The 13,132-nt window shown below is 42.0% G+C and carries 11 protein-coding genes; 3 read left to right on the plus strand and 8 right to left on the minus strand.

The genetic code is table 11. The features are described 5' to 3' along the window. Positions 1–176 precede the first annotated feature (176 nt). Positions 177–743: an alkyl hydroperoxide reductase subunit C gene (gene ahpC, locus ACT3RN_RS01010; protein ID WP_192518527.1), complete on the minus strand. Its 567-nt coding sequence runs from the start codon at positions 741–743 to the stop codon at positions 177–179. 314 nt (positions 744–1,057) lie between these two features. Here ahpC and ACT3RN_RS01015 point away from each other — a divergent pair, with 314 nt between their 5' ends. Together ACT3RN_RS01015 and ACT3RN_RS01020 are read left to right on the plus strand one after the other, a co-directional pair. Next, positions 1,058–1,966, plus strand: a complete 909-nt coding sequence (locus ACT3RN_RS01015; protein ID WP_192991838.1) for a hydrogen peroxide-inducible genes activator — start codon at positions 1,058–1,060, stop codon at positions 1,964–1,966. Between the two features lie 2 nt (positions 1,967–1,968). Continuing rightward, positions 1,969–2,652 carry an HD domain-containing protein gene (locus tag ACT3RN_RS01020; protein WP_192518529.1) on the plus strand — a complete coding sequence of 228 codons (684 nt, stop codon included), beginning with the start codon at positions 1,969–1,971 and terminating at the stop codon, positions 2,650–2,652. On the opposite strand, the gene ACT3RN_RS01025 is transcribed toward ACT3RN_RS01020, so the two are convergent. The 7 genes from ACT3RN_RS01025 to ACT3RN_RS01055 form a co-directional block, all read right to left on the minus strand. After that, positions 2,626–3,228, minus strand: coding sequence for a methyltransferase domain-containing protein (locus tag ACT3RN_RS01025; RefSeq protein ID WP_192518530.1), 603 nt, complete (start codon positions 3,226–3,228; stop codon positions 2,626–2,628). The two genes, ACT3RN_RS01020 and ACT3RN_RS01025, sit on opposite strands and share 27 nt — an antisense overlap. Before the next feature lie 174 nt (positions 3,229–3,402). Continuing rightward, positions 3,403–4,005: a M48 family metallopeptidase gene (locus tag ACT3RN_RS01030; protein ID WP_192518554.1), complete on the minus strand. Its 603-nt coding sequence runs from the start codon at positions 4,003–4,005 to the stop codon at positions 3,403–3,405. A 79-nt stretch (positions 4,006–4,084) separates the two neighbouring features. Next, positions 4,085–5,707 carry a DUF1513 domain-containing protein gene (locus tag ACT3RN_RS01035; protein ID WP_192991839.1) on the minus strand — a complete coding sequence of 541 codons (1,623 nt, stop codon included), beginning with the start codon at positions 5,705–5,707 and terminating at the stop codon, positions 4,085–4,087. Between the two features lie 3 nt (positions 5,708–5,710). Continuing rightward, positions 5,711–6,856 carry an imelysin family protein gene (locus ACT3RN_RS01040; RefSeq protein ID WP_192991840.1) on the minus strand — a complete coding sequence of 382 codons (1,146 nt, stop codon included), beginning with the start codon at positions 6,854–6,856 and terminating at the stop codon, positions 5,711–5,713. A gap of 107 nt (positions 6,857–6,963) precedes the next feature. Next, positions 6,964–8,619, minus strand: a complete 1,656-nt coding sequence (locus ACT3RN_RS01045) for a di-heme oxidoreductase family protein (protein ID WP_192518533.1) — start codon at positions 8,617–8,619, stop codon at positions 6,964–6,966. Positions 8,620–8,879: 260 nt separating this feature from the next. Next, the gene (locus tag ACT3RN_RS01050) at positions 8,880–10,340 is read right to left on the minus strand and encodes an imelysin family protein (protein WP_192518534.1); all 1,461 of its coding nucleotides are present in this window, start codon (positions 10,338–10,340) and stop codon (positions 8,880–8,882) included. A 422-nt stretch (positions 10,341–10,762) separates the two neighbouring features. After that, a complete protein-coding gene (locus ACT3RN_RS01055; protein ID WP_192518535.1) occupies positions 10,763–11,416 on the minus strand; it encodes an OmpA family protein in 654 nt (217 codons plus the stop codon). Between the two features lie 542 nt (positions 11,417–11,958). Here ACT3RN_RS01055 and ACT3RN_RS01060 point away from each other — a divergent pair. Next, positions 11,959–12,912: an acyltransferase gene (locus tag ACT3RN_RS01060; protein WP_192991841.1), complete on the plus strand. Its 954-nt coding sequence runs from the start codon at positions 11,959–11,961 to the stop codon at positions 12,910–12,912. Positions 12,913–13,132 lie beyond the last annotated feature (220 nt).

Genomic DNA, 13,132 nt, shown 5'->3' on the forward strand with positions numbered 1-13,132 from the left:
TCATGATTTGACACAAATTATGATACAGATAATACAAAATTGCATAGACGTAAAAAGACCCCATCAGTAATCGCTAATGGGGTCTTTGTTTGTATGTCAGCTGATATAACAGTCACTGCCTATCAGCCAACCTACTATTCTAGTACCTTGTAGATACTCTCTAAGACTTTATGGTCTTAGATTTTACCAACTAGATCTAGACTTGGTTTTAGCGTTTCTGCGCCTTGTTCCCAAGCTGCTGGACAAACTTCGCCATCGTTTTCACGAACATACTGTGCTGCTTTTACTTTACGTAGCATGTCTTTTGCGCTACGGCCGATACCGCCAGCATGAATCTCAGCAACTTGGATTAGGCCATCTGGGTCTACTAAGAACGTACCACGTTCGGCTAGACCAGCTTCTTCAATCATAACGTTGAAGCCACGAGTGATTTTACCAGTAGGATCGCCGATCATTGGGTAGTTTACTTTACCGATAGCGTCTGAAGAATCATGCCATGCTTTGTGCGTGAAATGAGTGTCAGTAGATACTGAGTACACTTCTACGCCAAGGCCTTTTAGCTCGTCGTAGTGAGCTGCCATGTCTTCTAACTCAGTTGGGCAAACAAACGTGAAATCAGCTGGGTAAAATAGGAAGATTGCCCAGTTGCCTTTTACGTCTTCTGAAGTAACGGTTTTGAATTCACCGTTTACATACGCATCTGCTGAAAATTCTGGGATTTCTTGATTGATAATAGACGCCATGAGTGGCTCCTTTATAGTTAAGTTAATTGGAATTTTTGGTATAAGTATCTTTGTTAAGCCTTTAATAATCTGGGCTACCTGACAAACTATACGCGAATTTTATTGTTAATCCAGTTAAAAGTTTTTAATGTGATGTTTTGTTTTATTAAACTTGTTAAACTATTATCTCTATTTTTTATCATCAGTGCGCGATATGTCATTGACTATATAACCTATAGATTACATTAAGATGAAATCGAATGCAGATATCTCATTGTTGCACTGCATGAGTTAACACATATATCGCTTTAAAAGCCCATTAATAGAGAGATTTTATGATTACTTTACGTCAGCTTGAGTTTGCCTTAGCAGTGGCTAAACACCGTCATTTTAAACGTGCAGCGGAAGACTGTAATATCTCTCAGTCTGCGCTGAGCTTGGGTATAGCCGAGTTAGAAAAACAATTGGATACGCAGATTTTTGAGCGTAATAACAAACAGGTATTAATCACTCCTATCGGTGAGGACATTCTAGCGCGAGCACAGCGTGTGTTTTCTGACGTCCATGATCTAACTACACGTGCTCATAGCCATCAATCGCCGCTTGCTTATCCGATGACTGTCGGTATCATCCCAACGATTGCACCGTATTTACTACCAAAAGTATTACCAGCCTTACGAGCCAACTATCCAGAGTTCCGTATGACCATCGTCGAACAGCAGACAGAACGCTTGTTAGAACAAGTACGTTACGGTCATATTGACACCGCTATTATTGCCCTACCCTATGCAGTAGAAGGCTTACACAGTTTTGAGTTTTGGACAGAGGATTTTTTTGCAGTATTTCCAAAAGACGATGTACATGCCCAGCTTGAAACCATCAATGCAGATGAACTGACAACAGCCAATCTTATGTTACTAGGTGAAGGGCATTGCTTGACTGATCAGACACTCTCTGTTTGTCATTTTGATCGTGCACAGATGAAATCAAGCTTTTCAGATGCCAGTTTGAACACGCTTATTCAAATGGCACTTGCCAACATGGGAACGACATTGGTACCCGAGATGGCATTAGACCAGCTTCATCTACAAAACCAAAACGCTGTCGCGGTACCACTAGCAGAGCAAGGACCACATCGCCATATCGCCTTTGTCACTCGTCTAAACTATGCTCGTGTCGATGACGTCAATTTGCTTGGCAAAGTATTTAAGCAAGCGCTTGAAGAAGATGCTAATAAAAAGTAAATATGAGTGATTTGTCTCAAATAGACATTGAGTTAAGTAATCGTTTTTACTTACACCTATCTGCTATCAATAGCGATGTCACGCCAAAAAAATCACAAATACTTTGGCAGGATATTGCTGTGCGTTATGATGAGCGCCAACGCGCTTATCATAACGCACAGCATATTCAGCAGTTATTTTCTCAGTTTGAACAAGTGAAGCACCAGCTCAGTGAGCCACATATTATCGCTTTGGCAATATATTATCATGACGTCATATATGAACCAACACGCTCAGACAATGAGTTAAAAAGCGCAGAATTTGCGGTAGAAATATTAGAGCCTTACTTAAATGCTGAACAATGCCAATATATCTACGCACTGATTATGATGACCGCCTCTCATCAACTGAATAATGAGATGGGTTCTGACAAAAATAGCGATGCGGCTTATTTATTAGATATGGACTTGAGTGTTTTGGGAATGCCGTACTCAGAGTATGAGCAGTATGCAAAAGCGGTACGCGAAGAGTATGTACATGTCACTGACAAGAACTACCAAAAAGGACGGACTCACGTATTAAATCAGCTGTTGGCACACCCCACCTTGTATATGACAAACTACTACCGTAGTAGGCTAGAGGCGCAAGCTCGGGATAATATCAAGCGCGAGATTAATTCCTTACTTTGCTCGCAGCTTAATAAATAGCTCATTACCCTGCCGTGCAGGATATGAGTTGTAGCTCAGCTCCATCAATTCAATATCGAAAAGACTCTCGAAACGCTGGTGGTACTCTCTTTTTGTACCGCCAAACGGTGGCCCGCTTTTTTCAAAAGCTCTATCAAATAGCAGACCAACCAGCTTCCCGTTCGGTTTCAATAATTCTGACATTTTTTTTGCATATTCATCACGGCGTGCTGGATTTATCGCACAAAAAAACGTCTGCTCTAGCACCCAATCAAACTGATATTGCTCTGGTGATAAATTAAAGAAGTCTGCACAAATTAAATGCTCAGTTGGAAAGTCAGGATAACGCTCGGCAAATACCTCAATCGGAGCGGGCGCAAAATCAACCAAAACAACATTAGTAAAACCTTGCTCATGTAAATAGCCGACTTCGTAGGCATTACCAGCACCAGCTACTAAAATAGATTGGTTTTTTGTAGAGGTAGGTAACTGATCAATATAAGCTTTGAGAGGTGGCGAAACCTCCCCCATATCCCAACCAATACTATCTTGCTCATAACGCTGCTGCCAAAAACCAGCCTGATTCACACTTTCCATATGACATCCTTATCTATCTAGTTTCATCATTGAAACACAAACAATTATAACAGCAAAAATACACTGTTAGCCCCTACCTTGTCAGCCTTGTTTCTTTCTGACGTATACCATCAATATAGGACGTGTCATCACTAAGGTTGTGAGGCTTATAGTCTTAGCGATGATACGCCCTAGCTACCCTGTTTTACCTGCCAGCATATTATGCCAATGCTGATAGTCTGGTATTGCTGTCGCTACTGTCTGCCAAAATTCAGGGCTATGATTGGCGTGATGCAAATGACACAGCTCATGAACAATGACATACTCAGTACATTCAATAGGATAAGCAGGTAAGTAAACAGACAACCATACTCGGCGCGCGCGTGTATTACAGCTACCCCAGCGGGTATGCATTTTTTTTAGGCGTATTTCATTGGCATAGGCACCAACGATAGGTTGCCATTTATCAAACAAAGAAGGAATAACGTTAGAGAGCTGTTGCCGATAATAGGTAATTTTTTCATCGGGGCTAAGCGTAAACGACTGCACTATACCCCATAATAGTAGAGGGCTATCACCAGTCAGGGAGTCTCTTGAGGCATGCTGTTTACGCTTATATTGTTCCAATACTTGCGCGTGGTTAGCTACTGCCCACGATACACGCTGAGCCACAGCCTGTGCAATCTGTGCTGTATTCATAGATAGTGGCACAGATACCATCAGCAGATAGGGTTTCAAACGAAAATTGATATTTTTAACACGCTTTTTAGTAACCTGCAGCTCAATGCCTGCCTGCATGAGTTGTTGCTTGGCGAGTATTGATATCGATGTCGTACTCTGTAGCGCCACCTTTATCTCCCTCCGCCTCTCTCACTTATCACAACAATGCCTGCAAATGGTTATCGAAAGACATTTTATGGCGTTTACTGTCTTTAACAACACGATCAGCTAACGCCGGTTTGACAGCTGATTCTTCGTCTGGCTGGGTTTCCATTTTCAATGATGAAACCACCGTCAAAGTTGTCAGTTGCCCTTGTCCATCACTGACGATAAAACCTGATAGCTGTTTATTTACTGTCTGGCTGCCAACGGACTGACTATCGTAAGATAATACAGATGCACCTGCGCAATCTGGCAAACTAACATCATCAATAAACTGCCGAGTATTTAAGTCGTATACCGCTGCACATCCACCAATCGGTGTCGTCACACATAACAGGTTACGCTCGCTGTCCACCGCCACACTAGCGATATACTGATGAAAACGTTGCCATTGATTGTTTGGCATCATGAGCGGCTTAAAGTCAGTATCACCGCGCTGATGCGTGAGTACTAAAGGTACGTTAATATGACGCTCACCTTGGAACTGAATGCCAATCATCACCGTACCATCGTCATGCATAGCTAAATGGCGTACGCTCATCTGATTATGTTCAGGAATGACCTGTTCGAGCAATGCCCCATTATGCCGGTTTAGATACACCAGTGATGGTCGCATCGTATCCAAATTTAGCTCTTCACGAGAAGCTTGCTCAGTTTTAATACCACCATTCGCGATAACAAGTGTCTCACCATCTGGATGCATAATCAGTTCATGTGGACCGATACCATATGAGTCAAACTCTGCAACTTTTTGATAACCTTGGCTGACATCGTAGATACCAACTTTACCCGCCAAATCAATCGTATTATTTTCGGTGACATACAATAATGTGCCATCTAAGTTGTAGCAAGCATGACCATAAAAGTGACGATGAGTAGCCGCTTTGATAGCCGTCTTTACTTGACCAGTTGCTGTGTCCAATACCCATAGCTTTTCACTAGGACGACGACCCATAACGACGACATCGCGAGTTGCTTGGCTATTAGCGTCAGCTAAAGATGGCTGAACGACAATATCATGTACACGCTCTGGCATCGTTGTTTGCCACACAATTTGACGATCGGCATCAATACCAACGACACCATAGCCATCGACGCTCTCCTCATCGCTCGTTAAAGCAGCTGACTGCGGCATTGAGGCCACGCCACTTACCCAACACACTGGTCGCCCTAACATGGTCGTAGTGTGATCTGCTGAAAAATTTGGCGCTATGTCAGCACTATCGATAGGGTTGTAACCATTAAAATCCATGTCCGATGAATAGTTTTGATAAGCTTGATGCCAAACATTGGCAGTCTGATGATAGGCATACTGCAACCTTGACAATTGCTGCGTAGCGGCTGACTGTGGTGATATTAGTAATAATAGCTGTGATGTCAATTGTGACGATAGTGCCTGAAGTTGTGTACTCACTCCTACCACATAATCTTGCAAACGCGCAGATGGATAACGCTGCTTGCGATAAAGGTGGTGCACCCCAACCAAAGCTGCCGTACTAAACGCTGTCAGTGCCGACGTTTTCAGCACCTCTTTCTGAAGGTGTCTATCCAACAGACCTACACGCTTAATACCGTTTATCATGGTGGCTTCTTTTACTGTATCACCTTGTGTCTGCATTGCTTAATCACCATCTGTACTATTAAACCCGACACGAATACCAAGTGTTGGAATCAACTGACGTTTAATCAGGCGTGTTATCGTTGTCAAATGCTCATACAGTGCTTGCTGCGTGTCTTTATCTGCAGTCGCCAAGTCCTCTGGCATTTGTGCCAGTAGCGTGGTAGTTTCAGCCAGTACAGTGGATAAGTTGTTACCGACCTCACTATCATTATTGCTATTTAGCATTTCAGTCAATACTGGATCCGTCAGCGCTTTATTCAATGTGGCGAGCTTAGCATTGATAATCGCACGACTTTGGGCAGCAGTAGCAGCGGGTAGATGCCCTTTTGCTTTACCAGTTAGGCCAAGTGGTTGATCGATAGCATTAGACTTCATAGTTTCGACCAACGATAGCAAAGAGTTGAACCATTGATTTAACCCTTCATCACTATCAGCCACTTTATCGATTGCCAATAGTTCAGTTGAGTTCTGCTGCCAGTTTTTCTCAATCTCTTTTAAACGTGTGCTCAAAGCACTGCTTGCACTGATGACATAAGCACATTGGCCAGCGTCTAAACTATCATTGGCATATAGTGCTTCTTCTAGCCCTGGAACGCCTTGGACAATCGCACTTTCGTTAGCGAGCTGCTCAGGAGTCAACTTGGGATTAGCAGCGATTAGATCTGCCACGCCACTATGTACCAAACCGCGTTCGTCGGGATAATAATTGATATACAGGTTGCTCATACTGGCAGTCGCAGGACCAAAATTGATCATCTCAGCACGTGCCCATGCCTGTGCCAAAACTAGCCACTGATCGCGCAGCGCTTGTAATTCATCTCCACTGACTGACTCTGACTGACAATGGGTTTGAGCTAAATCATGCAATAAATCACTTTGTTTGGTCACATCAGCATACGCTGGAATGACAATATCATTAGCCACATGAGTCAGATAAGCGGTTTCAGTATCAGTACTGATGTCTACTACATTAATTGTAGCAGTAATATCATTATTCTCTTCTGCTGAACTATTAACACTGTCTTGCGCGACCTCTTGGCTATCCGTCTCTGGTGCTTTATTTTCATCAGCAGGCTTGGCACAGCTGATAAGCAACCCAGCACTTAGGGCAGACAATGCCATTGCTAAAGCATGATTTATTTTCATAGGTTTCTCGGTATTTATATAAGTAATTGTATCTATAATAGATAAGGCAGATCATCTGATTAATATCTGCCTATTTAGGGATTAACAGCGAATAAACAACAGCATTTTTATAGAGACTGTAAGAACGCATTCAATTCAGCACGCCCTTGTTTATCAAGCTTAAGCACTTCTTTCTGTTGTTTTTCAGCTTCTCCACCATGCCATAGAACCGCTTCCATCAAAGTACGCGCACGACCATCGTGTAAAAATGTCGCTTGCGAGTCAACAGTCTGCGCCAGACCCACGCCCCATAAAGCAGGTGTGCGCCATTCATAAGAGTTGGCCAAAAACTCAACTTGCGCATCTTTAGGTGGTAGATTGCCAGCAATCGTACGATCAGCAAGACCATCACCCATATCATGCAACAACATATCGGTATAAGGATAGATCACTTGTCCATGCTGCTCAAGACGATCATCGTTAGTGTGTGGCAACTGATATCTAGGTGTATGGCAGCTTTGGCAGCCGATGTCATAAAAGCGTTTTTTTCCAGCTAAGACCAATTCATCATCAGCATTACGACGATGCGGCACGGCTAAATTACGTGTATAAAACTCAACAAACTTGGTCACTTCATCATTGACTTCTACAGGCGGTTTACCATTACCTTGCTCATCAGCACCCGTTGTTGCATTCACACAAGCCGTCTGCGTTGGCATACAGGACTCATTAGGACGGATATTTGATGTTAGTCCCATATCTTCATTAAAGGCACTTTGGTTTTGGGTAATCAGCTTGGTTTGACCTGCTTTCCAGCCAAAGCGTCCGAGTGCCTTCTCGCCAGTTTGTGGATCCATCACCCAGTTAAATTTTCCGCTAATATCACCGTCTGCCTGAGTAGCTTGTTGTTTAATAGCCTCCTCTGGAATTTGCTCGAGCAAACCAAGCCCAATCATAGGTAATGCCACACGTGGTGAAACCATTAATTCATCATCGAACTTACCATAACCTGGTTGGGTTAAGTTAAAAGTAGGATCACGCAACGTTTCGACATAGCCATCAGCAAAAGTAATTGGTTTGTCTGCCCACTGTACTGAAATTTTTGCCTCAGCAGGCACACCTTGAATACCACGGTCTTGAAGCTGACCACCATACATAGGGTGCACGACTTTTTCGATAAGAGAGTTATTTAGCTGTTGACGTTGTTCATCAGTGGTCGCAGGCATAGCAAGACGAATGAGCAAGCTATCGGCATCATCATCAGCATTCATTGGTGCATGCCCTCGACCATCTTTTATATGGCAAGACTGACAAGCAGCAACATTAAACAATGCACCTAGACCGTCGCGGCTATCAGTACTGGCAGGTGCAATGACCCAAGGCTGCTTAAAGAAGGCATTACCAATAAAAAACGACCCTTTACGTGAGGCGGTCAAGTTAGAAGAAGGTTTAGAGTAGCTCTCTGCACTACTGATACTGATACCTGTATCACCACCCTGTTTGACCTCTTGCGGATCAAATTTCACTAACTGCTGCATGGATACGCCAGCGAGCTTTTCTATCGTTTGGAGACGTTCAGGGACTAAAGCTTGAGATTTTTCATTACTTTCTGTAGCTTGCTCTTCATTAGTAGTATCGTCAGAATTACTGTCGTTCGGCTGACAAGCGCTGAGAGATAGGGCACACAAGATACCAAGGGTCAGTTTTGGTAGTACACCATTAATGATGGAAGCAGAATAAAATGAGGCAGATTTTTTGATTTTTAAAACGTTTGCGGTGTTCATAGAAAAAGTACCTTAGTTCTAGCGTAGAACCATTAAAATCGCATGCTGTAAAGTGTTTCACTTCTAATCAATAAGGTTCAGCGAAGTACCAACCTATCAAGCTATTTTAATACGGTAAAAAAACACGTTGCCAACTGTGGTCGACAACGTGTTTATTATACCTAAATTACTATGCTATGAAAATAATTCTCATTAGCTTATAACAAACTCTTCAGGCATTAATAAATAACATGTAGCTGTTGGAGTTCAGATGCTTCAACTTAAAACTGTGAGCCCGCATCAGCATCTAAATTGTCGATACCGACGGCTTTAGCAGCATTTTCAATACCAACGGTCAGCTCTTGCAAACCAGTGATACCAGCCTCAACCCATCCGCGGCGAACGTTTTGTTCTTCAGCAGAGATACCGTCTTTGCTCACCTGACCTACGGTAGCGATCATTTGATCAATCTTGATACCCTCTTTTTCACCTTTTTCTACGAGTACATCAAAGGCAGATTCTACTTTAGCAAAATCAGCAACCAATTGGTCAGCTACCGCTTTGTTGTCAGTATCAACGAGATAGTCTTTAAGACCGTAACCGCCAACTGTTTGACCATCGACTGTTTTATAGCTACCGTTAAAGACGTTTTGAATACCGCGAGCATTATTCGCATAGCTTAGATGTGTCAAATCACTAAAGCACTCATGCTCATCTTCAGTAGAACCAGTAACAAACGCGACCTGCATACGCTCAGATGCAAGCTCACCTAGTGCAAGACTGCCCATTTGATACATAATCTGGCGTAAACCATTATCATATTTACGTGCCATCAGATCGCTACGCAACGTGTTTTCACTTTCTGGCTGCCACTCGGCTTCCATCGCCGTTAGATCATCTACCAATAATTGAGCAGCGGCTGTTAAGAATTCACCACGACGCTCACATATACTGGCATCATCATTGACAGTATCACCACTAGTACATTGACCTGCTTCTGTTGCATAATCCGTCACAGGGCGGTTGCCTGCACCTTCGCTAACACCGTTTGTATCTTGACCCCATAGCATAAACTCGATAGCGTGGTAACCAGTTGTCACATTGGCTTCACTACCGCCAATCTCATTCATTTCTGCTAACAGTTCAGGAGTAATGCTACTGGTATCCTGCTCGACACTACCAACCGTAATACTGTCGCTATTGATGATATTGTTTTGACTATCGTACTCACCTTCGTAGCTGTCACTAACATAATCAATCAATGCTTCATCAAGTGGCCAAGCATTCACTTGTCCTTCCCAGCCATCAACGCTGCCAATTGCACGCTGATCATTGGCAGTGACGAAGCCTTCGTCAAAACGGAAAACTTCCGTTTGCGAGTACGGCTGACGGGCAACTTTATAGGCAGCTTTTGCTGCTTCTAGATTTTCCTGTGTTGGTGTGGCTACATATGCCTCTACTGCAGCTTGCAACAATTTGGCAGTATCTAAAGAGTCTTTATAAGCCGCATGTGCCATGTTTGCATAGCTATCCATCAATCTATCAGTATCGGCCTGCTCAGTGGTTGACAAGTCTGTAGTATCGGCAGATTCTGTACTTTGTACTTCTGCTTGGGCCTCAGTATTTGCATCTGTATTTTCTTCGGTTTGTTTGGTACAACCTGACACCATCAGTAACCCTGCAAGCGCAGCAGCTAAGGTAGTTGGTAAAATTTTACGGTTCGTTACTGTAGTAATCGTCATACATATCCTCGGAAATATAGCAAAAAAAGTTGATGTTTGTGACTCGTTATCAATGATATTAGTGTGTGTTGTCACAAGATATTCTAACGATGTATATGGTGTATTTATCATGTGCGATAAAAATATTGTATTGCAACGTTAAGAAAACTTTACAAATTATAATATAATTGATAATCATTATCAATATTTAATTTTAAATAATAATATACTTAATGATAGAACAATAAGGCAGTGCCTTAGAAATACGTTTTAAACAAATAACGATTATCAACAACTTCATATCAACCATGCTTTAGGCATATAAAACACGTTAAACCAAATCATCAAATGAAAGACATAAAAAAAGACCAGCTGAACGCTGATCTTTCTTATATTGGCATTTGATACATCTAGCCATCACATAACTATCGTTATGTAGTGAGTTAGTTTACACTCTGTGGCGCATTAACCGTTAGCTCAACACGACGGTTTTGCTGACGGCCATAATCTGTACTGTTGTCAGCTACTGGACGTGACTCTCCGTACGCTACAACATTAATACGGTTAGAAGCCACACCCTGAGCGGTTAGATAGTTTGCTACTGAGTAAGCTCGATCACGTGATAGACCCATGTTATAAGAATCTGAACCTTGGCTATCAGTGTGACCTGCGATAGTAATAGTATTTTGGTTATATTGATTCATGGTGCTAGCCAGCTTATCAAGTGTTGGCTTGAAAGATGAATTTAGCGTTGCATTGTCAAAAGAGAAAGTGATGCTACCTGGCATAACTAAATCAATATTACCTGTTGTGGGATCTTGCTCAACAGTCACACCTGTACCGGCCATTTGCTGCTCAAGCTGCTTAGCTTGACGCTCCATATAGTAGCCAACACCAGCACCTAGCGCAGCACCAATAGCGGCATCACGGCCAGTCTCTTCACCGCCAGTCGCTTTAGAGATAGCAGCACCACCAAGTGCACCCGCTAAACCACCAATTGCAGTCTTATTCAGACGTTGTTGACCATCTGCGGTAGTGGTACAACCACTAAGGACTAAACCTGATGCTACTGCTGCAATCATTAATTTATTACGCATAATATTTCCTCTGAATTTTAGATAAAAGTTTAAATAATTGTGAACAAGCCGTGCTTTTTTTAAATATTTTCTATTAGTTAGGGACTACTTTTTACAGGTGCTCTCCATTATTATGGCAATTACAATCTAACTATATGTAATATTTTGTCACAACTGTGTATGAGAAGTGCGGATGAATTTTTAGGTATTTACGCCCTTCTCATTTGTTATGACCCATCATAAGTTGCTATCGTAAGTCACGTTTACACTCTTACACTCTAATTGATTTCTGCTAAAATTACGTCACGCTATTTATCAGCGCTAAGCAATACAGTCGATTCAATTTAAAAGTAGTACGAGGCAAGCGAGGTCAACGCAGTAATGTTTTTATAGTGGAATGACTATACAAATTACCTTATCGACTAAATAATCGTCTTTAACGGTAGTTTCAGGTTTTTCTCTAGCCGTCTAAAAGCATAAACCTCTTTGAAAGCCTTTTGATAAAAGCAGTATCAGCAATGGATAACTTATAGACTCGTAAGATAGATCAAAAAGGATTTAGTATGCGCCTGACCTCTACTATTAAAAAAATACATCAAAGCACGCCTAAATTAGGAAAAGCTATCTCGCTAGCGACAGCCACAGGCGTCATTGCGGCCAATAGTTTTGGCGGCAGTATTCCTCTATGGTTGATGGGCATGGGGAAAATTATCACGGGCGCCCCTATTGCAGATAAAACCGTGATTAAAATTGCCACTCATTGGATTAGCAGTAATAATGCTTTAATTGATAATATGCTACCACGCAAAGACTGGCGTATCAATTTGCCTGACGAGGTGCATACCGATGGTAAATACTTACTCGTCAGTAATCATCAATCTTGGGTCGATACTAGCATCGTGCAGTATATTAGTGAAAAGCGCTTGCCATTAACGCGATTTTTTACCAAATTTGAGTTAATTTACATTCCAATTGTGGGGCAAGCCTTTTATTTTTTAGACTTTCCAATGATGCGTCGCCATTCAAAAGAAGCCGTGGCCAAGAACCCTTCATTAAAGGGTAAAGATATTGAAGAAGCAAAACGTGCTTGTGAGCTGTTAAAAGACAAACCTTTTACTTTGTTAAATTACTTAGAAGGTACCCGTTTTACCAAGGCTAAACATGCTCAGCAGCAATCACCTTATACTCATTTATTAAAACCACGAGCAGGTGGTTTATCGCTCGCCATAAATGCCTTAGGTGCAGATATCGATGGTATATTAGATATGACTATTGTCTATCCTGATGGTGTACCAACGTATACTGATCTGTGGAAAGGTAATATCAAGCGCTTGGGGGTTGATGTCAGATATATCGAGATACCTGACTCGTTGTTTGTCGGAATTCAAAACGGTGGCTACGAAAACGATGAAGCTGTAAAGAAGCAAATGTTTGATTGGGTTGAGCAAATATGGTACAACAAAGACCAACGGATTACCGAGATGTTGGCTGATTTTGAAACCAACCCTCAAGCCTAAAATAATTAAAAAAACAAAGTCAAAAAACTGCCACGTTATTTAAGACAGATTAAAGTCTGTTGAACATTGACGATGTTAATAGCGCTATACTGCGGCATGCCTTCAAGCTGACCATTGAGCTTTAAATAGGGTGAATTTTACCAAACTGCGTCAAACAGCTTGATCATACCTCGATATTATTTGTGCTATTCTGTTCGTTTGACTATAGTTTATTGTTTAA

This window comes from Psychrobacter sp. AOP5-GZ1-6 (assembly GCF_052376345.1).
Taxonomy (GTDB): domain Bacteria; phylum Pseudomonadota; class Gammaproteobacteria; order Pseudomonadales; family Moraxellaceae; genus Psychrobacter.

What these genes read in the sequence shown, in the direction of transcription:
- ACT3RN_RS01060 (WP_192991841.1), top strand. Translation starts at nt 11,959, where the DNA reads ATGCGCCTGACCTCTACTATTAAAAAAATACATCAAAGCACGCCTAAA.
- ahpC (WP_192518527.1), bottom strand. Translation starts at nt 743, where the DNA reads ATGGCGTCTATTATCAATCAAGAAATCCCAGAATTTTCAGCAGATGCG.
- ACT3RN_RS01025 (WP_192518530.1), bottom strand. Translation starts at nt 3,228, where the DNA reads ATGGAAAGTGTGAATCAGGCTGGTTTTTGGCAGCAGCGTTATGAGCAA.
- ACT3RN_RS01015 (WP_192991838.1), top strand. Translation starts at nt 1,058, where the DNA reads ATGATTACTTTACGTCAGCTTGAGTTTGCCTTAGCAGTGGCTAAACAC.
- ACT3RN_RS01045 (WP_192518533.1), bottom strand. Translation starts at nt 8,619, where the DNA reads ATGAACACCGCAAACGTTTTAAAAATCAAAAAATCTGCCTCATTTTAT.
- ACT3RN_RS01055 (WP_192518535.1), bottom strand. Translation starts at nt 11,416, where the DNA reads ATGCGTAATAAATTAATGATTGCAGCAGTAGCATCAGGTTTAGTCCTT.
- ACT3RN_RS01020 (WP_192518529.1), top strand. Translation starts at nt 1,969, where the DNA reads ATGAGTGATTTGTCTCAAATAGACATTGAGTTAAGTAATCGTTTTTAC.
- ACT3RN_RS01035 (WP_192991839.1), bottom strand. Translation starts at nt 5,707, where the DNA reads ATGCAGACACAAGGTGATACAGTAAAAGAAGCCACCATGATAAACGGT.
- ACT3RN_RS01030 (WP_192518554.1), bottom strand. Translation starts at nt 4,005, where the DNA reads ATGCAGGCAGGCATTGAGCTGCAGGTTACTAAAAAGCGTGTTAAAAAT.
- ACT3RN_RS01050 (WP_192518534.1), bottom strand. Translation starts at nt 10,340, where the DNA reads ATGACGATTACTACAGTAACGAACCGTAAAATTTTACCAACTACCTTA.
- ACT3RN_RS01040 (WP_192991840.1), bottom strand. Translation starts at nt 6,856, where the DNA reads ATGAAAATAAATCATGCTTTAGCAATGGCATTGTCTGCCCTAAGTGCT.